Below are 20409 nucleotides of genomic sequence, written 5' to 3' on the forward strand. Positions count from 1 at the left end.
ATACTCTCCTTTTATCAGCTTACTTACATATTACTTTCTATTGCCGCCACTTTCCATCCGTTGACACGAACTTGCATAACGGGCTTCACATAATGTCCGTCAATCACCAAGTCAATATAATTGCCCGGAACAGAAGTCAACTCAATAGGAGCACAATCAAACGAAGCGACCTGTTCATCACGAATAAACACGTCTACTCTCAGGAACTTTCCTTCCGAAGAAAAAGAACCGAACCAGGGAGTCAGTACATTTCCGGTACTTTCTTCGTAATAACATTCAGGTTCAAGTATCACTTCGTCCGTATTTGCTTTATTATTATAATCTACACCACTACGCGTACCGTAAAGGTGGAACTTAAAATCTTCGGGGGAAGGAATAATACTGCTTGCGGCACGTGTTGCTCCTCCTTCTTCAACGACCTGATCCTCTACTGTCTGAGGAATCATTGTTATACGCGTACGGCATACGGCACGCACAAACGGAATAGTCACAATATTGCGGTTTTCACGCAGGCCGGCATCTATGGCAATGCGTCCGTACAACAGATCGTCTACAGGCCGGCAGATTCCGCTGCCGTCGGTAATTTCTTTTAATTTCACATACCCCTCTCCTATGGGAGTATCAGGAGTATCTACATAATCAATTGCCTCATCATATGTCCAGGCTATCAGTTCCAGACTGTCTATATCATCAAAGGTTTTCAAGAATCGATAAGGTTCGGTCAATCCTACTTCATCCAAACCTATTTCCAGTTCCCGATATTTATGCTTCTGTTTATAAAAATGAAGTTGCGTAGGAGTAGAAACCGTTTCAAAAAAACGATTGGCTCCACCATAAATATAGCTGAAATAGATGTGCATATATCCGGCACAAGCATCCATATCATCTTTAATACATGAATTCAGCAATAGGGCAACCCCCAGAAGTATCGGTAGCAGTTTCTTCATTTTAGTTTTGTATTCTTCTCTTTCCGAAAAAGAAAGAGATATAAACCGGAGCGGATTTTCCATCCGCCCCGGATCATATAAAAAAAGAGATTCTGATTACATATTTATATTGTTAACAACATATTTCCATGGCTTAACAACTACCTGTACAAGCATGTCAATATTATCCGAATTGATAGCATCTTCAATACTCTTGGCACCCAAAGTAGTAATAGTACCTGTAATATGATAGAATGTGTTGCGTTCGGTAATCTTCATTGAGGTTGTTTCGTCATCGCTATAGTTGGCAACATCAGCACGATAGTAACGTTTGTCGTTAGGTTTAATCGTAATAGCAGCTTCTTTCTTAGCTTGTTCCGTTTCACCTCTCAACGCAAGTTTATACGTCTCATTCGTTTCCAGGAACGCAACCAATGCTGTTACATTATCAGCCTTATCCCAGAAATCAGCAGCCAATTTATCATAGGTGACAGATCCGTCAGTAGAAGTAGCACCTTGGAAAGTGCCATCTGCCAAAGCTTCTTTCAACATTTGCTCCGTAATAGTCGGTTCAAGCAGGGTATGTGTACCGATATAAGTAGCCTGGGTAACTACCACAGTAGCACAACCGGCATTATCGGCATAGTTAGGAGTTACATAAAAATAAGGAGAATATAACTTGTCACTCTTAACGTATACCATCGAAGCAGCTGCAGGAGTACCTCCATCAGCCAGCGCCTTTTCACCAACAACCCATGTCAGACGATATTCTTTCGCGTCAGCATTGTATTCTCCCTTATTCAATGCAGGAGTCGTTCCAGGAACCTCCGCAATAGTAGGCGCAGATTCTTTCTCACCTGCAAATGCTTTCAACCAGCCTTCCACATCCCAGTCTTTAGCAGTTGCATCCGCGCTCTGCGGGAAATACCAGTCACGAGTCTGTGCTGTGAACGGAGACACACGTCTCGGGATACGCACTACGACAATACCATCAGGATCTTTAGTACTTGTCGGATTTTCCCATTCTGCATCTTTGATTTCCATCTTACCATAAGCCTCGTATACGGGGTTGGTAGTAACGGAAGCATTAAAGAATACTTTCGCTAATTCACGATTCAGAGGAATCGAAACTTTAACGGTAGATCCGTTCGGGATATTCGGGTTGGTAGGAATAGCCGATACACCTGCCATGATATACTTCTTAGTCTGCGTTCCGTCTTTAGCAACGGTCAGATCATTCAGGTAGCTCTTAGACAGATTAGAAATATAGGCACGGATAGCGGCTTCCGATTTGTCAGCCTGGTGTGCCAGTGTCTGAGCGGTAGCAAGGGTCATCTGAGGATCATTCACAATGACATAAACGCTATCTCCCTGACGTACGCCGTTAAACGTACACATATTTTTCTTCGTTCCGGGAGTCGCAACATCGCCCTCACCAATTGCGGTTGTCACACCAGTGTCTTCCGCACCATTGTCACCTGCCACACGCTTCACAGTCCAGTCACCTACTTTCGCGCCTTCATGCTGCGGATCATTTTCTTTGGCAAACAGATAGGCCACATACACGTTATTTTCAGTGCCTACTCCTTCTATTTCACCCTTATCCGCACGGGTGGCAGGAGCTGTAGAATTGGTAAAAGCAATGCTGATAGCATCAATCAATTCACCTTTTTGACCACCATTGTCAATTCCCGGTTCATCATCATTACTACATGCAGCCATTGCAAGGGCCGCCAATGTAAACGTAAATAATTTGTTTAATTTCATGTTACTAAAAAATTTAATTATAGATATAAGTTCGAATATTTTATACTCTTATCCGCTTTGGATATTCCTTTCTCCCTTCCGAATCGCGAAGGGTGAAAGGCAGAGAGAAAAAATGCGGATACTCCCTGTTCCATCGTTCTGTTAACTGTCACTGTCTGTTTCGTTAATCAAAAATTCCTTTCCATCACTTTTTAATTCTATTATTACCATTCACTAATTAATTTGAACTATATATTATTGCATTAACTTCAGCTTCTTTCTTTCGGTCAGCAATGCGGGAGCGGTGGCATCAGGTATATACAATGTCATGCCGCAATGATCGCCAATCGTAAATCCGCCCCGGCTCTGTGACATAAAGTTCTCCGTAGCCGCTTTATAGACTATCGCTTTCTCCAAGGCCTCATCAAAAGCGGCAGACTCTTCTGCGCTTCCAATCCTTTCCACATAGGCCGAAGCGTCATAAAAGAGATGTTGTCCATCCGGCAAACGATCAAAACTCTGTAAGCCGCTACGGTCTATCCACTCCCAACGTTCCACCCGGCTCTCGGCTGCATGAAGTTGCGACTTCAACATTTCCAAGCCGTTAGTCCGGATCACACTGATGGTAGCCGAACGGTAATCCCCTTCCAGATTGTTATAATAATCATAATAGGCGGCAGCCACTGCCGACAGATCCGCTTCCTTTTTATAAAGCAACGGAAACATTTGTTTGTATACCGGAGTGAAGCCCGGTGAAAGCATCTCGGCCGATGACCCGACCACATATTGTGTTTTATCTTTCAGTTCATAGGCTACCTCAAGTCCGGCCATGAAACAACCTTCGAAAAGGATGAAATTGAACTGGCCATCCGGGATGGCTGATGCAAAATCCTGTAAAGTCATTTCAGAATGATTATCCTTGACAACCGAACGGGTCATACCGCCCGGAACCACTGCCGTACCTACCGGCAGCCATCCGCTGGTATGAGAAAATACGATCAATCCCGGATCAACGGAAGGATACCGGGCCATAGCCTCATTAACAACCCGTGCAAATACGGAGGCACTGGCTGAATTCTCCTGCTTATACTTAGCCAATATTTTTGTTACCTTTTCTCCCTGTTCATCAAAACAAACCTCTAACAAGCGGGTACTATCCGCTCCTTTTTTATCCTGATAAATCAATAGATGCCCCGGAAACCTGTCCCATGCCTCTGCTAATGCTGACAATTTTTCGTCGGTCTCATCGGCTAAATCATTATCCCCTCCCATATAAACCAAAAGGGTACGATCAGACAGACGTTGCTCCAACAGACCGTCCGCTTTCTCACCGACTACACAACCGGCAAGCAACAAGCAGAGCATATATCCTATGTAATACATTCTTTTCATATTCTTATTTTACGTATCTAATACGACATGACACTCGCCGGAGCTTCGGAAAATATTCCCGCAGCAAGACTCCGAATGTTTTCCCTTTATTCAGCGTTTTCAAAGATTTTTTCCGTTGATTGTTATCTTTTACGGTACGCAGGATTGAAAGAATTTCATCACGCTCCGGAAGGTCGGAAAGTTCTATATCTTTCTCAAACTGTTCCCAATCTTCGCCTACCCATTCAACTGCGATCTCCATGCGTTCGCCATATTTATTTTCAAGAAACTCCTGAAGAGCTTTGGCACGCTTCTCGGCCAGACGTTCGTTATTCAAGGCATATCCTTCCGGGGAAGAGTAGCCGGTAACAGTGACTCCCGATATGGAATTCCGGTTATCCCGCTCAATAGAGTCCACCTGATTAACGAAATGCATCCAAGAGGCACGGTTCAACTCATGATCGGGAAGAATGCGCATTTCGTTAGTAGGGAAATAAATATCAGCTTCATATCCCGCCTGAATAGGAACCACCTTCCTATGGGAAGAGGCATCCGCAATCACAGGTGGCTGTTCAGATACATCCGGAACTACCCGGACGGTGTCACGAATCACAATAGTATCCACCCGCTCTACAATCAATGGGGGTATCTGCTCTGTCTGCATGGCAAAAGGTACCAAACGGGCATCACAATTGCAATTGGTATCCCGCATCCACACTTTCACATCTTCCATCCATGCCGCATAAGGAACTTCGATTCGATAATGGATGTAAGGCAAGGCGTGATCTCCCTCACGAAGCACAGTATAAGGAGGAATCTTCTCCAATCCCGAAGTAGTGCCCAAGGCCCGGCGTCGGCGATACATCAAATCGCTTTGAGGCCCATTGAGCACAATGGGAGGCAGCGACAACGAATCGGCGGCATTGCCCGAAGAGAGTAGCGGAAACAGATAGACCGTACAGTCCGGCGCCAGATGGACGCTGGTCAGGTCGACAGCCAGATCGACCAACAAGACAGAGTCCCGGCGTTCCAAACGATACACCTCTGTACGGACAGGCTGCGTAGATCTATCTGCCGCTAACACTGATAGAGAGATGAAAAATGAGAAACTTATGAAAAAAGCTTGCCTGATATTCATGTCTTACCCCTCCCCTACTTTAAAAGATAGATAATGGACACACCAACCTTGGTAGGGCCTACATAACCGGTCCGGTAATGATCGACACGCTCACCGCAGGTAGGACAATAAAACTTATCATAATCAACTTGAAGGTATCCCAAACCGATATCGACTCCGATATTCACCCGGTTACTGATAATCCACTGATAACCATAAGTAACCCCTCCACCATACAACTGACCTTCAAGCCGATAATCCTTCAGGATGCCAAAAGGAAGGTTACCGAAGTTGAAGATACCTCCCGTAGCATGCACGCCCAAATAATGCCCCTTGAAAACTTCACTCAGCCAGTAACGGTATTCTACCTGCCCGACCAAATGTTTCATTTTCCGGTTTTTAGCGTAAGTAAAAGGATTATATTGAATAAGACCGGCTACACTCATCTTTGAACTAAAAGCATATTCGACTCCTACATTCGGAGTAGCCGTGGCCCAGTAAAGACCATTGGTAGTCAAGCCCCATTGCTGAGCGCGCCCCATACAAGGAAACGCTAAAAGCAAAGCAACAACCACCCCCAATGTGCATAGTACCTTTTTCATATTTATGGTTTGTTTGATAATTAGGGGCTCTTTCTTATAATGAAAGGGAAAGCTTCAGAATTACCAACATAATCACCTGTAAGACAGAAAAATAAAAGAGTACCGATCCGGAAATGTTTCTGATTTTTTTTATTTTCAGAAACAATTGCAGGAAGTATGAAAGTAAAGCACTGATTCATAGAGCATTGCTTGATATTGACTCAGAAACGATTTCAGAAACATAGATGGAAAGGGCCGTAAAAGAGCAACACGAAGGATGATGTACAACCTGCATATATCTGATTATAAACAGATTAATCATCCTTGTGAATAAATAACGGCATGTGCCTGAAGCAGTGGGGACGGGCAGATGAAAACCGTTGGAAAAGAAATAGCGAGAAACCGGTGTATGCTTTCTTAGAAGAGTCTGTAGACAAAAAGAAGGTGTACAGGAGGATGTTTTTTTCTATATGGAAAGAGAAAATAAATAATTGACAGCAAAAACAAAAAAAACTAAAAAAAGATTTGCTTTATTAATAATTTAATATGTATCTTTGCAAAAGTTATTTGAGATCAGAGGGTATCTCACGGTTGGCTCTTTCATTATAAGAAAGAGTTTTTTTTGTCCTTTTCTCACCCCCTCTTTACCGAAGACAGTTTATCACTAACCGATTGGCCCTGTCAAGCCGCGTAGTATCTATACGATCCAAATAGATGCGTGTAGTCTTCTCCGATGTGTGTCCCATGCAGTCACTGATGACCGAGACAGGTATATCGTTCGCATGAGCAAGGGTCGCCCAGGAGTGGCGGGCCACATAAAACGTAAGCGGCACCTCCAACCGAAGCCTGTCACCCAATTCGCGGATCTGTTTATTAAGCTTGCGTTGCTGTCGGCGGTAATCCTGATAGCTGTCACCACGGCGGAGCATCGGGAGCAGATAATCCGATGAAGAATCGGCATAGCGGTCAATCAACTCACGCAAACCGTTTTCAACTCGTATCCGCAACTCTTGTCCCGTCTTCTGCCGTTTATAGCAAAGGTAGTCTCCTTGCAGATTTTCTTTATTAATATAGCACATATCTACAAAAGACATTCCACGCGTATAGAAACTGAACAGGAACAGATCACGAGCCAACTGCATATCGGCACGGGAAGCAGTCAAATCGACTTGCTCGATCCGTGCAATCTTCTCGCGGGAAATGGCACGCTTGGCAGTCACCTCTTCTTTAAGGTTCAGCCTCCGGAAAGGTTTCTGATCAGTATAAACCAAGTGGTCGGCACAGGCGCGATTGTAGATGGCACGCCACTGGCGGAGGTAAAACGAAATGGTGTTTGGCTGATTGCCCCGGTTGCGGAGGAAGTCGGCAAAGCGGTCGATTACTTCGGGAGTCAATTCTTCGAACGAGAAAGGACGGTCACCCACAAACAACTCGAACGCCCGGCGGGCACTACGGTAATTGGCGGCTGTGCCCTGACGCCCTTTATTTTCCAGACCGGCTATCACGGAGTCGGCGTAGACCAGTACCTGGGTCAAATCATTGTGATAGTTGTAGACGCGTACAATGTCGTCCACCGTATAAGCACTCCCCTTCTCCGCTTCCAGCGATTCGCAAATAGCTGTCAACTCCTTCCTTATATATATAAGGTATTCGTTGGCTTCGCGAACAGTGAGCAGGCGACGGCGATTGCCACCGGTATTCTCTACCATTTCTAAACGGGTGTTGAACTCTGCCTCCCAAAATCGGTAAGGCGTATAAATCTCTCTTTTCTTTCGATGGCGTATGATCTGTATCACGAGTGGATAGCTGCCATCACGACCCTCGCGCGAGCGATTGAGCCGTGGAGTGATGGAGGTCATCTTCTTTTTTACTTTTGAAAATTTTGCAAAAGTATAACAACGTCCACTATCAATATGTTGGCAGCTTTTTGACTTCACTATCTTAAAAAATCTTATACATTTTGTTTGTACTCCCCTCCATGAAGAGAGGAGCAAATGTAGCCCAGCCCCCGGAAACAACCTAAAAATAGCCGTTGCATTTTTGCAACACCTCTCTTTTTCAGGGTGTCGCAAATATGCAACACCGGATTTCCATCGATGAAATGGGCTATTTTTGAACTACCTGCATGATTTTCTTTATTTCACCGGGAAGAGAAAAAAATCTGTCCGGATAAAAAAGGCATGGATATTATGGGGTATCATATGATCTAAACTTTCGACTACCCGATTAGCACAACAAACAATAACCTACGCCATATACGCGATATATATGAAAAGTATATACACGATAAGAAAACATGAACCCCATATTACCTACTATTTGTTAATCAGAAGTTATCGAGACTTCAACTATAAATAACACTCAGAATGCTTTCCTTTCATTGAAAAAGCGCAGAAGCAGCACTTATCTTTGCACTGCAAAGCGTAATGTTTGCTCTCGTAGATCAATCGAATCACTTATTTGGCAATAGAATCTGAAAATTGTCATTTTGTATTTTCTATAGCTTATAGAATTCATTTTTTCCGTCCAAGTTCCAAGGTTAATCAAAAGAAGCTCAAGAATCCGTATCAGAGTAAATCGAAAAGAAAGCAAATAAGGCAATACGCAATCCACAAAATCGACATACGTAACCGATTGCAATATAAAAGATAAATATAATTCCAATTATAGATCATTTTCATATATTCAGAGAAGTCATAGACGAGAAGCAACCAGAAAAATATGCAGTGTTTTATGCCCCTTTTCCGAAAGAAAAAAGAGAGTTATCGGCTGCAAAGCAACTTGCCACCGGTTAGATGTTAACTTCCTGCCGGCACAAAGCTAACTTTCTGCCGACAAAGAATTAACTTTGTGCAATTACAAAGTTAACTTCCTATAGATAAAAAAGTGGATATCCGGTTCTTTTTTACTACCAAACTCTCTTTTCATCTGTCTTTATATCCCCGCAAAGCCCCTATTCCAAGAAAACGGAGCATTGCACGCGTCAGCAAAAAAGGAAATATCAAAGCAAATAGTTAGAATTTGAAGGAAAATCAATACGTCCTCTACACACTCTCAGAAGAGAATCCACCAGCCAATTCATATTTAAGCAAATCAGGAGTTCTACTTATCAAAAACATTTCTGAAAGTTTTCATTTTTTATCTGTATCTTTGCCCCAATTATATGCGGCCGGAGAAACAAATCGGTTTTAGCAACATAAACGATAGCCTAATCGTCATCAGAATCACCACCTCCGATAACCAAAGAAAGGCTATAATAGACTTACTCATTGGGGTAACTGTACCGTCTCAGGACGTGGTGCACTGCCATTGAGTAAGCAGGCTTGTGGTGAGCCTTGATGACGTATGGCGGGCGCACTACGTCTTTTTAATATATATATGTTTGAATTGATTTTGAAATTATTCACATTTATTATGGGGGAAAAAGGACGCTGTGAGAGTTTTGTCCACGGGACTCGCAAACATTGTGCGAATAGGACATAACCAACATCTGACATTGAAACCAAACATAAATATGAATCTTAAAAGCCTTCCTTTTCATAAAAGAAACGAGTATCTGCAAAGAAAATACCACCAGTTCAAGAATATAGAAAGTGCGGAACAACAAACGATCTATTACATCTATTATAGTACAGTGGTCTGCTTCAGTATCGGAATCCTGGCCGATCTTTGCGTCTACCTCATGCGAAATAACTTATTGCTGGCAATATGCAATATACTCTCCCTGGGATTATTTGCGTTATTCACTTATTTACTGATTCGGAAAAAAGCCCGGATCGTATCTCTACTAAACAGTGTTTTCTATACGATACAAGGCAATATACTGATCTCGATGTACAACCGTATCTACCTACCGTCGGAAGAAGCCGGATTCTTTTTGTCGCAGGACCTGATTATCGGAATGGTGACCTGCGGACTGGCTTCCATTTCCGTAAAACGCCACACGGTCATAATCCTATCCCTCTCACCGGTTTTACTCTACCTGGGCATCGGACTCTATACATCGTCCGGCCTCTACCTTATGAATTTTCCCAGCCTGACGGTAGCTTATATTTTTCCTCCGGTAATGCTCGCCAAGTTACAGGAAATATTGCGAAGCATGCACCGGCAAAAAAAAAGGATGACTTCCGAACTAAAGCTATGGGCGGCTTTCAACGCCCTGCACCTTCAACCCAGCAACAAAGAAATACAATTCTGCTGCCTGATATTGGAGAACAAAACGACAGAAGAGATAGCTGAACTTCAATATATAGCCCCTTCGACTGTGAGAAGCAACCGGAGCCGGCTCCGACAAAAATTACAGATAGGGCAAGAGACTGATTTACAGGAGTATTTATCAGAATTAATAAAAAAAGATTTCGATTAGTTGAAAAATGTAAATTAAAACCTCTATATTTGTCACCGACAAGAATAAACGACAGCACGCTTTAGACAGAAGTGAGCGCGTTTATGAATACATTTAATTTAAAACTAAATTTCCCCAACTTGTTGTGGGAGATAGCCGGATATAATTTCCCGTCTCTATTCGGGAAACGGGCTATACTCTTTATTTTCATAGCAATATCTTTTCAAGTATCCGCCCAACGTATGGCCATCAAGACTAATACGCTGGAATGGTTAGCGGCATCTCCCAATCTGGGAGTGGAATTCCCGCTAAACGATTGGATGACAGCCGAAATTTCGGCATCGGCTAATCCCTGGAAGATTACAGATAAACTTTTCTACCGTCATGGGCGCGTACAAGCTGAAGCTAAATATTGGCTTCGGAACCTGCTGGCGCGCCATTACATCGGTATCACAGGATTCTATTCCATGTTCGACGTAGGAATAACCCCCAGGGCATATTATGGAGATGCCGTAGCTGCAGGTGTCACGTATGGATACAACTGGATTCTGTCACGCCGCTGGAACCTTGAGGTTTCAGGCGGTGTGGGTGTGGCACGCTACAGGTTGGTGCGTTACCAACCGGGAAGCACTCACGGTGAACCGAATGAATCGGGATGGGCCCCCATACCGGTTAAACTAAGTGTATCTTTTATCTATATAGCCAAATAAAATAACCCTAATGAATATCAAAAGATTTTTGCTATTGGGGATAGTGACCCTATACGCCATTATTCCGGCATGGGGACAAGCCCAGAAAGTAGAAATACGCGGAAGCGTAATCGATGACGAAGGAGAGCCTGCCATCTCTATCGTAATCAGAGACCAGAATGAAAAGGGAGATGTATACGGCATCACAGACCTGGACGGAAAGTTCAAGATCATGGCAGATCCCAGTACGACCCTCCATTTCTCGGGCTTTGCCTACGCATCAAAAACAGTAAAACTTAAAGGAAAGACAACGATAAACGTAGTGATCTCGTACGAAGCATCGATGATTGACGAAGTGGTGATCACCGCCAAAAAAGTGGTGGACAAACTGCTACCGGAACCAACCGACATCGAGATCGTCGGAAATCAATACATCATCCACCCAAAAGTAAAAATTCCCAAAGAAATGTATAAGCCGAACACACGTATCGTAGTGCAACCGATGTTGGTGAATATTACCCGTAAAACACAGAGCCTGTTCCGCCCGGCAGTGGTGACCGGAAAGGAGTATGCCATCACATTGGAACGAATGATGGAATTCGACCTGAGCAGAGACCCGTTAGCACCTTTTCAGGAGAAAACGCAAAAGATTGATAAAAATGAAGTGATTGCCTACGTAGACTCCCTCTATATGGATAACCCGGACGATGAATGCCGGTGTGACATCTACATGTATCTGGTAGAATATAAAAAACTGGCATACAAAGATACAGTAGTGATAGCCAAAGGTACGGTAAATCCGATGCGTTTCTTTACGTACCAAGCGGATGGCATGAAAATCAGAGATGAAAAATACATCCCTAAACCTCAAAAACAACAAAGAGGCGACAGAGGAGAAGTGAAGCTGAACTTCCTGATCAACTCGGCAACGATAGACGAAAAGGATCCGAACAACCAAAGAGAACTGGAGAAAATGCGCTTGCGCCTGCAAGAAATAGAAAACGATCCGAACTCGGAATTCCTGTCGTTTTCCGTCAAAGGAGTATCGTCGCCAGAAGGTCCGTATCAGTCGAATCTGAAACTGGCACAAAAACGCACGGACAGTACGCTGAAACGTATCTTTGGTTTTCTGAACGGAGGTACTATAGACGCGATAAAAGACAGTACATATACAGAAGGAGTGGTGGCCTCATGGGAAGAGGTAGCAGAATTGATGGAACACGACTCACTGCCTACAGACAAGTTACGGGAAATCATCAATTGCTATCCGGACAACATGGCCTCGCAATACAGCCGGATCCTACGACTACCGGAATACCGGAATGTCATTCTAACGACTTACTTACCACGGCTGCGCCGGGTGGAATATAGTTTCAACTATTCGGTGATGAGATTACTGAACGATGAAGAAATACGCATAATGTATAAACAAGACTATAAAAAATTGGTACCCTATGAATTTTGGCGGATATACCTGAATGCCGATAATGACTCTACACGGGAAGTAATCTGCCGACAAGCACTGGAACAATATCCTAAATTTACGATTATGGCCAACGAATTGGCTGCATTACTGATAGAACAAAAGAAAGCAGACAGCAAATTGCTGGAACCGTTTGTCAGCAGATCGGCTCCCACAGAACTACTCTGTAATCAGGTAATCGCCTTAATGGACGAAAGAGCTTATAACCGGGCGGACTCCATTATAGACTTTTTGCCGGACAACGACATGACACAAGACGTAAGAGCCATCGTTGGAGCTTACAACGGGCATTTTGAGGATGCTTATGAACGGTTCGGAACACAAGGCGGCATAAATGAAGTGGTATTATTAATGGCCATGAAGCAAAATGAAGAAGCGTGGGAAAAGGCACAAGAACTACCGGATGAACCACTCAGCTATTATCTAAGGGCGGCATGTGCCAACAGGTTGGACAAAGTGAGCGAAGCATATGCTTTCATAAAACGGGCCCTGAACGAAGATCCGTCACTGAAAGAGATTGCGCAGATAGACGGAGACGTAACCGACCTACTGCAACAATTGGAAGAGGAAAAGAAAGAACAGAAGGAAAAAGCGGAGAAAACAAAAGAAAAAACCGAAACGGAAGACACCGAAACGGAAGAGAACGGCTTGAATGAAGAAAGAACGATAAAGCAATGAAGAATATGAGAAAGAGCTATAAAAGAATCCTGCTGTTAGGAGTCGGTTTCGGCTTATGCGGAACTCTGGCAGCACAAGAGCAAAAGCAAGATTCAACAGCGGGAAAAAACAATATAGAGGCCTCAGAATATTTGATACCCAAAAGAAAGGGAGCGGAAAAGTTCCATTCGAAGAGAGGGTCGGAACATCTGTTTTTCTCTGTCGGATCGGGCATCGGTTATCTGTTTAACGTAGGAGGCGGACAAACCGCTCACGGACCACGGGCATCATTCATGGCAGGCAATTGGCTGACTCCCGTCATAGGATTACGGGCCGGAGGGGAATATACACAATGGAAACAAGGAAATACGGATATGCATCTGGCAGGAGCCAATGTAGACTACCTGATCAATATCAGTGCATTTGCCGCCAGATACAACCCGAAGCGGGTATTCGAAGTGATCGGCGCTCTCGGACTCAGTTATCAGGCCACTATCATAAAAGACCAAAAAACAATCCATTCATACGGATTGAGGGCAGGATTACAAGGGAAACTGAATGTATCGTCTGCTTTTAACCTGTTTATCGAGCCACAACTGGCACTTTATCCGGACCGGGTGGACAACCAGCCATCGTGGAAAAGATATAACCTGGCAGGATCACTAATGGCAGGTATTACTTACAAACCGGCAGGATACACTACCCTGACCTTCCTTAAAGGAGGTTTTGCCTCACTGGCGGCCGGCACGGGAAACACCGGAAATGTATTGTTCGACACGGAATTCGCTTTAGGTAAATGGTTCGACAAAATTAACGGAATGCGGATCAGTGCCGGCAGTAGTACCGCCTTTTTAGATAATGAAGAAAGCGGAAGCAACCGCGATTTTAATATCAGCCTCAACATCGACTATCTGTGCAACCTCACAAGGCTTTTTTCCGACCGGGACAGCCACGTGTTCAACCTGACAGTGGCAGGTGGCATCGGGAGCTATTTTCCCGGAACGGAATCATCATCTTCCATCATCCTGAACGGCCGCATCGGACTACAGGGAGAAATCAGGTTGTCGGCGCATACCGGGCTTTGGCTGGAACCCCGAATCAATATATTTAAAGACAGAAGTTATCGGGCTGACCTTCAGGAACCCATACGGGGAACAGTGGGGTTAATGGTGGGAACAACGTATAAATTTTAGAATAAGATTCACCCCCACATACTTTATGCTCTCTCTTATGGACAAATTAATATAAACCTACATTGATGCAAGTGTTATAATGGCTGTTGTACAGCTTTTATTTTGTTTTGTTTGTGTTTAATAGTGCGCAACAAACTTACTGCGAAGTAAATGCGTCCTTGCTTTTCCACTCTGACTTACTGTGAAGTAAATGTGGTGTTTGTTTTATCAATGTCCCAGAGTTCAGCGGAACATGGGACATTTTTTTATTGTTCAAACCACCAGATTATGAGCAGTGTAAAGAGCGTTGCCAATGCCGTGCAAACCAGCGAACCTTCAAAACCAAATGCTCCTCCGTTGATCAGATTATTTGCGGGCAGGCGAAGTGAAAACAAGGTTTCACAGAAACGATTGCCACTGACTTCAAATCCAAGCACGGGCCCTTGAATCCAGTTCCAAAAGAAATGAAGCGAAATTGGAAACCAAAGGTTACGGGTATAAAGATAGGCAGCTCCCAGTAATAATCCTCCCAACACCAGATTAAGCATAGGCAAAAAAGCCACATTGGGATTCATCAGATGGAGCAACGCAAACAAAAAGGAAGAGATGAAAAGAGAAATAAATTTATTGAGTCGCGTACGCAATAAGCGCCCCAGAATATATCCGCGCATCATAGTTTCTTCGACAATGGCAACCATAGCGAAAAACAGCCCGCTCAAGAACAGATCGCTCCAATGAAAATGAACACCGACAACCTCAATCTGACCGGTCAGCAAACAAACAGCAAAGCCAATGGCATAGATAAGCACTGCCATCAAAAAGCCGTATAAGATGTCTTTACCACGTCCTTTCAGACTGAATCCTAAATCGGAGAAGGGACGATGATCCAGAAATTGCATAATCAGGAAAGTAACAACAAACACGCTCAGCAACATAGCTCCCTCCCCAATAAAGAAAGCCCCCATTCTCCACTCTTTTAATACAGGGATAGAACTCAGGATAATCCCAAACAGAGGTATAAGAATATAGAAACCCACCAGAAATAATGCAATACTTGCAAATGCCGGAATTCCTCCCGAAGAGGGGATCGGACTGTTCTCTTTTTCTTGTTGTTCCATTTTGTTAATTTATTAGTTGAAGGACAAAAATAACTATATTTTCCTAAAACTCTCAACGAGATAAAGTATGATTCGCTATATTTGTCTAAACATTTATCATAAATATGAAAATAAAACATCTGTTTATAGGAATAGCCCTTGCTGCCAATCTATTTGCAGCTACGGCACAAGAAGTTAAGAAAACATATTTCGTCAGCAAACCGGGAACTCTTATTTCGATGATGACGGAAGAAGAAGCAAACCAGGTGACTCACCTCACTCTGACAGGAAAGATCAACGCAGTGGACTTCAAGCATCTGCGCGATGAATTCAAAAATCTGCAAGTGCTCGATATAGCGAATGCAAGTATCAGTATGTATTCGGGAAAAGAAGGTACGTATCCGGATAAATTCTATATTTACATGCCAAACTTTGTTCCGGCCTATGCTTTCTGCAAGATGGAAAACGGCATTGCCAAAGGGAAACCGACCCTAAAGAAAGTGGTTCTTTCGGAAAAAATCAAGAACATTGAAGATGCAGCCTTTATGGGATGCGAGAACCTGAACATCTGCCAGATCAAAAAGAAAACTCCTCCCAACCTGCTGCCGGGAGCTTTGGCTGACAGCATCACTGCAATCTTCGTACCACTGGGAGCAAGTGATGAATACCGGCTGAAAAATCGTTGGGATAACTTTGCGTTCATTGAAGGCGAACCATTGGAAGCTAAAATAGAGGTAGGTGCTTTGAGCACACTGGAAAGTGAAATACAAAAAGCAGGGCTACAACCGAAAGAGATCAACTTCCTGACCATCGAAGGCAAACTGGATGCAGCCGATTTTAAACTGATACGGGATTATATGCCGAATCTGGTTGCCGTAGACATCGAAAAGACCAATGCGACAGCTATCCCGGACTTCACTTTCTCACAAAAAAAATACCTGCTCCGCGTTCGTTTACCTCATGGACTGAAAAGCATCGGACAGCGGGCTTTCAGCAATTGCGGACGTCTGTGTGGAACCGTGGAATTGCCGGAAAGCATTACAGCCATCGAATATGGTGCTTTCATGGGATGTGACAGGCTACGCTACGTAGTTGCCAAAGGAGATAAAATCACAACCATAGGAGACAATTTATTCGGGGAAGGGAAAAATAAGTTGATTTATAAACGATAAAAAAACGGGAGCATATCAAAAAACTCACCACAGAGGACACTGAGGAACACAGAAGGAATTTTAACGACACGAATAATCTGTGGAAATCAGCGCAATCTGTGGTGAGAGGACCTTTGACACAACTTCACTCCTTCTTGTTCATCGCTTTTTTATCCAATAACCTATACCCAAAAGAATAAGCAAGCCGGTGAGGATAAAGGCCCAGATGTTGGGTACGCGCGACTCGGCAGTCAAAAGATATTCGCCTGCCAAAAGACGATAGGCATCTACTTTCCAGACCCAATGACCATCCTCCCTAAAGGTTGTATTTGCCGAAAGCATTTGTCCGGGCATATTGAGTTCATATTGAATCACCACTCCAAATAACTCAACGGAACGTGTTTCCTCATCAAATTTTTGATCCACTTCCTGCTGTTTTTCTTTATAGAGAAGCGAAAAGCAATCAGTATGAAAGTGAGTATCAAGTAATTGACAAACGAGTGCCGGAGAGAAGTCCGGATCATCATTCTGAGGCCGATATGCCTGATACAATGAATCCTTAGCCGCATTCAGGCGTGAAAGATAGTCACCCTGCTTCAGGTCAGCTATAAAAGGCCGCATCACTTCAAGACTTAATTCATAGAGACTCCGGTTGTACCATTGAACAAATTGTCCTTCCAAACGATCGAGCACTTCTTTCATCTCCAATCCGTTCATTCCCCGATACGCAGTGTCGTCGCCCTGAAACCAAAGTTTCTGTTCCGACTCGTTCAGATAGTTTTTCAGAGGTACAGGCCCTTTTTCTGTCAGTTCGGGATAAACACCGTTATAGGTATAATACGTATAGAACCAACGGAAATGTTTGGTCAGTGTTTCCCGCGGAGTCACCAAAGGACGAAACATCGGATCTTTAGGCCGGACCTGCTCCGAAAATAAGTCGACAGAAGCCTGCTCCCTGCTGGCACACACGTTTATCTTTTCCTTCTCTCCAAAATAATTATGCATCCGGACAGAATCAAAACGCATCACCGTCCAACCGGAATCCAATGAGAACATAAAAGGATTTTGTGCCCGATTTCCGGCCATGAATGCAGAATCGCCAAAGGCATAAACCTCCCTACGAGCCGATCCATCAGGAAAAACCTGGGTTTTCACTTGATAATAGGTGGTGCAGGACACCATTGAAACGGCCAGCAACAATATCGGTAAAAGATTTTTTGTTTTCATACGCATCTATTTTTTAAAGATCACTCACTCTTCATTATCTGTTTATACTGAGTATAAAGCCGTTCTCGTTTAAGCATTTCCCTTTTCCGATTACGGGATGCGGTAAAGAAAAGTTCCTGCTTCTCTCCTATCGTCAAACCTCTATGCTCCAGACTGCCTGTGAAAGTATTCGATTGATAGGGCTCCGGTATGATGATTACTTCAGACGAGGGAAATGAATCAACAGACATCGTTTCTGCTACCCATATCGCCAAGAGCAAAGTTGCAGCAATGCCCGAACACCAGGCAACAAGATTCGGTCTGCGCTTGGCCGGACTTCTGAAAGAAGCCGCCTTGACAGCACGCATAATATCTTCGGTCAATGCCTCCGGATTTTCCAGAATGGGGGGTGTCTTTTTTAACTGTCCCAACCACCTTTCATAATTAATTTCTTCCTTTTTCATCTTTCTTTATTTATTTCATTCAACTTCTTACGGATACTCTTCCGAGCGAGATAGAGGTTTGTTTTGATCTGGATCGATGTAAGTCCGGTAATAATCTCGATCTCTTTGATTTCCAACTCTTCTATATCGCGCAATGTAAATACCAGCTTCTGCTTAGGAGTCAGTTGTTGCATAAAGTACAGGATATGTGCTTTCAACTCCCGGTTGACTAACACTGCTTCGACGTTATCATCGGAAAGAATGGGCAACTCGGAAAACGCAATATCGGAAAGCGCTCCGGCCGGCGAGTGTTGTAAAACCCGCAAACGATCATAACAAATATTACACGCCACCCTGTAAAGCCAGGTCGCAAAGCGAAATTCAGGACGGTATTTGTCCAACGAAAGCCAGACACGCAGGAAAGTCTCCTGTACCATATCCCGCGCTTCCTCTTCATTACACAACAAGCGGAATGCCAGGCGAAAAACAAAAGTCTGATACTCTGCCACAAGCAAAGCAAATGCACTTGCATCTTGCTTCCTGCTCCTTTCTACTAATGCCTGTATTTCCTTTTGTTCCATAAGCCACAGTATATGTTGTTTATATATGATACGTAATAAATGGAGAAAGGTAAAATAACGATGAATGATAAACTATGAACGATGAACAACAGTAAACGATAAATAAAGTGAATACGAACAAAAAAACGATGAACAGGCGCCCATTCAGGCACAACCTGTTCATCGTTAATCGTTCATCGTTCAAAACCGTACATCATTACTTGTACATCTTGGCTCTCAGCTCTTTGATGTGATCGGAAGTAATGTATTCGTCGTATTCCATCATCTTATCGATAATACCGTTCGGAGTCAGCTCAATCACGCGATTGGCAACGGTCTGAATAAATTCGTGGTCATGTGAAGAGAAAAGGATATTGCCTTTATAGGTTTTCAGGTTGTTGTTGAATGCCTGAATAGACTCCAAGTCGAGATGATTGGTCGGAGTATCGAGAATCAGACAGTTGGCATTGCGCAACTGCATACGGGCAATCATACAACGCATTTTCTCACCTCCCGAAAGTACACTCACTTTCTTCAGTACTTCTTCACCGGAGAAAAGCATACGTCCCAGGAAACCTTTCATATAAACTTCATTACCCTCGCCGTATTGGCTCAACCAGTCGACCAGATTCAAATCAGTATTGAAATATTCGGTATTATCCAAAGGAAGATAAGCAGTTGTAATTGTTACCCCCCAGTTGAAATGTCCTGCATCAGGCTTCATATGACCGTTGATTATCTCAAAGAAAGCAGTCATCGCACGCGGATTACGGGAAATGAACACAATCTTGTCACCTTTCTCCACATTGAAGTTCACGTCGTTGAACAATACAACCCCTTCTTCGGTCTTCTTGCTCAAACCGGAAACTTCCAATATCTGATTGCCCGGCTCACGCTCCGGAGTAAAGATGATACCCGGATATTTACGGGAGGAGGGTTTGATTTCTTCAACATTCAACTTTTCGAGCATTTTCTTACGACTGGTAGTCTGCTTGCTCTTGGCAACATTGGCACTGAAACGGCGGATAAATTCTTCCAGTTCTTTCTTTTTCTCCTCAGCTTTGGCCTTCTGGTTCTGCTGCTGACGGAGGGCCAACTGACTGGATTCATACCAGAAACTGTAGTTACCGGCAAAAAGATTAATTTTTCCGTAATCGATATCGACCGTATGTGTACAGACAGAATCGAGGAAGTGACGGTCGTGACTTACAACCAACACGGTATGTTCGAAATTAGAGAGATACTCTTCCAACCAGGTAACAGTCTCCATATCCAGGTCATTGGTAGGCTCGTCAAGCAACAGGTTATCCGGATTTCCGTATAATGCCTGTGCCAGCATCACACGCACTTTTTCCTTACCGCTCAATTCACCCATCAATGTATAATGTTTATCTTCTTTCACACCTAAACCGCTCAACAACATAGCTGCGTCACTTTCAGCATTCCATCCGTCAAGTTCGGCAAACTTCTCTTCCAGTTCGGAAACCTTCAGACCGTCTTCATCAGTAAAATCTTCTTTGGCATAAAGGGCTTCGCGCTGCTTCATAATATCCCACAACACGGTGTGACCCATCATTACGGTATCCATTACCGTATAAGCGTCCCACTTAAAGTGGTCCTGGCTCAATACCGAAAGGCGTTCGCCCGGACCTAACGTAATGTTTCCGGTAGTCGGGTCGAGGTCACCGTATATCGTACGGAGAAAAGTTGACTTGCCGGCGCCATTGGCACCGATAATACCATAACAATTTCCACTTGTAAACTTCAGATTTACATCATTAAACAATACCCTTTTACCAAACTGTACCGAAACGTTTGAAACTGTAATCATTCTATTATTATTCCTTAATTTATTTATTATCAAA

The 20409-nt window shown here is 43.6% G+C and carries 16 protein-coding genes; 5 read left to right on the forward strand and 11 right to left on the reverse strand.

Going from position 1 to position 20409, the window contains the following annotated elements:
• Positions 1–23: 23 nt before the first annotated feature.
• The 6 genes from ISX59_RS09750 to ISX59_RS09775 all read right to left on the reverse strand — a co-directional run bounded on the left by ISX59_RS09750 (position 24) and on the right by ISX59_RS09775 (position 7600).
• Positions 24–947 (reverse strand): FimB/Mfa2 family fimbrial subunit, encoded by a 924-nt coding sequence (locus ISX59_RS09750; protein WP_005808954.1) that lies wholly within the window; start codon positions 945–947, stop codon positions 24–26.
• A gap of 96 nt (positions 948–1043) precedes the next feature.
• Complete coding sequence (locus tag ISX59_RS09755) at positions 1044–2693, reverse strand: DUF5029 domain-containing protein (RefSeq protein ID WP_122330289.1); 1650 nt, start codon at positions 2691–2693, stop codon at positions 1044–1046.
• Between the two features lie 234 nt (positions 2694–2927).
• A complete protein-coding gene (locus ISX59_RS09760) occupies positions 2928–4064 on the reverse strand; it encodes a clostripain-related cysteine peptidase (RefSeq protein ID WP_122330290.1) in 1137 nt (378 codons plus the stop codon).
• A 4-nt stretch (positions 4065–4068) separates the two neighbouring features.
• Positions 4069–5181, reverse strand: coding sequence for a DUF3868 domain-containing protein (locus ISX59_RS09765; RefSeq protein WP_005808957.1), 1113 nt, complete (start codon positions 5179–5181; stop codon positions 4069–4071).
• Between the two features lie 14 nt (positions 5182–5195).
• The gene (locus tag ISX59_RS09770; protein WP_005808958.1) at positions 5196–5762 is read right to left on the reverse strand and encodes a DUF3575 domain-containing protein; all 567 of its coding nucleotides are present in this window, start codon (positions 5760–5762) and stop codon (positions 5196–5198) included.
• 623 nt (positions 5763–6385) lie between these two features.
• On the reverse strand, positions 6386–7600 hold the full coding sequence (locus ISX59_RS09775; RefSeq protein WP_005808960.1) for a site-specific integrase: 1215 nt from the start codon (positions 7598–7600) through the stop codon (positions 6386–6388).
• A 1655-nt stretch (positions 7601–9255) separates the two neighbouring features.
• Between ISX59_RS09775 and ISX59_RS09780 the strand changes: the two genes are divergently transcribed.
• The 4 genes from ISX59_RS09780 to ISX59_RS09795 all read left to right on the forward strand — a co-directional run bounded on the left by ISX59_RS09780 (position 9256) and on the right by ISX59_RS09795 (position 14108).
• Positions 9256–10107: a LuxR C-terminal-related transcriptional regulator gene (locus tag ISX59_RS09780; RefSeq protein WP_122296358.1), complete on the forward strand. Its 852-nt coding sequence runs from the start codon at positions 9256–9258 to the stop codon at positions 10105–10107.
• A gap of 83 nt (positions 10108–10190) precedes the next feature.
• The gene (locus ISX59_RS09785) at positions 10191–10796 is read left to right on the forward strand and encodes a DUF3575 domain-containing protein (RefSeq protein ID WP_005808963.1); all 606 of its coding nucleotides are present in this window, start codon (positions 10191–10193) and stop codon (positions 10794–10796) included.
• Positions 10797–10806: 10 nt separating this feature from the next.
• The gene (locus ISX59_RS09790) at positions 10807–12936 is read left to right on the forward strand and encodes a type IV pilus biogenesis/stability protein PilW (protein WP_220575860.1); all 2130 of its coding nucleotides are present in this window, start codon (positions 10807–10809) and stop codon (positions 12934–12936) included.
• A gap of 5 nt (positions 12937–12941) precedes the next feature.
• On the forward strand, positions 12942–14108 hold the full coding sequence (locus tag ISX59_RS09795; protein WP_005808973.1) for a hypothetical protein: 1167 nt from the start codon (positions 12942–12944) through the stop codon (positions 14106–14108).
• Positions 14109–14353: 245 nt separating this feature from the next.
• Here the strand turns inward: ISX59_RS09795 and ISX59_RS09800 are convergent, their stop codons facing one another.
• Positions 14354–15205, reverse strand: coding sequence for a CPBP family intramembrane glutamic endopeptidase (locus tag ISX59_RS09800; protein ID WP_005776538.1), 852 nt, complete (start codon positions 15203–15205; stop codon positions 14354–14356).
• Positions 15206–15309: 104 nt separating this feature from the next.
• Between ISX59_RS09800 and ISX59_RS09805 the strand changes: the two genes are divergently transcribed.
• Complete coding sequence (locus ISX59_RS09805) at positions 15310–16356, forward strand: leucine-rich repeat protein (protein ID WP_005808974.1); 1047 nt, start codon at positions 15310–15312, stop codon at positions 16354–16356.
• 138 nt (positions 16357–16494) lie between these two features.
• On the opposite strand, the gene ISX59_RS09810 is transcribed toward ISX59_RS09805, so the two are convergent.
• The 4 genes from ISX59_RS09810 to ISX59_RS09825 all read right to left on the reverse strand — a co-directional run bounded on the left by ISX59_RS09810 (position 16495) and on the right by ISX59_RS09825 (position 20375).
• Positions 16495–17562, reverse strand: coding sequence for a hypothetical protein (locus ISX59_RS09810; protein ID WP_005808977.1), 1068 nt, complete (start codon positions 17560–17562; stop codon positions 16495–16497).
• Positions 17563–17582: 20 nt separating this feature from the next.
• Complete coding sequence (locus ISX59_RS09815; RefSeq protein ID WP_005808978.1) at positions 17583–18005, reverse strand: hypothetical protein; 423 nt, start codon at positions 18003–18005, stop codon at positions 17583–17585.
• Positions 18002–18565: an RNA polymerase sigma factor gene (locus ISX59_RS09820; RefSeq protein ID WP_005776534.1), complete on the reverse strand. Its 564-nt coding sequence runs from the start codon at positions 18563–18565 to the stop codon at positions 18002–18004. The genes ISX59_RS09815 and ISX59_RS09820 overlap by 4 nt, the downstream gene beginning before the upstream one ends.
• 196 nt (positions 18566–18761) lie before the next feature.
• A complete protein-coding gene (locus ISX59_RS09825; protein ID WP_005776533.1) occupies positions 18762–20375 on the reverse strand; it encodes an ABC-F family ATP-binding cassette domain-containing protein in 1614 nt (537 codons plus the stop codon).
• Positions 20376–20409: the final 34 nt, after the last annotated feature.

Source organism: Bacteroides sp. FSHCM14E1 (genome assembly GCF_019633785.1).
In the GTDB taxonomy this organism is placed as follows: Bacteria; Bacteroidota; Bacteroidia; order Bacteroidales; family Bacteroidaceae; genus Bacteroides; species Bacteroides hominis.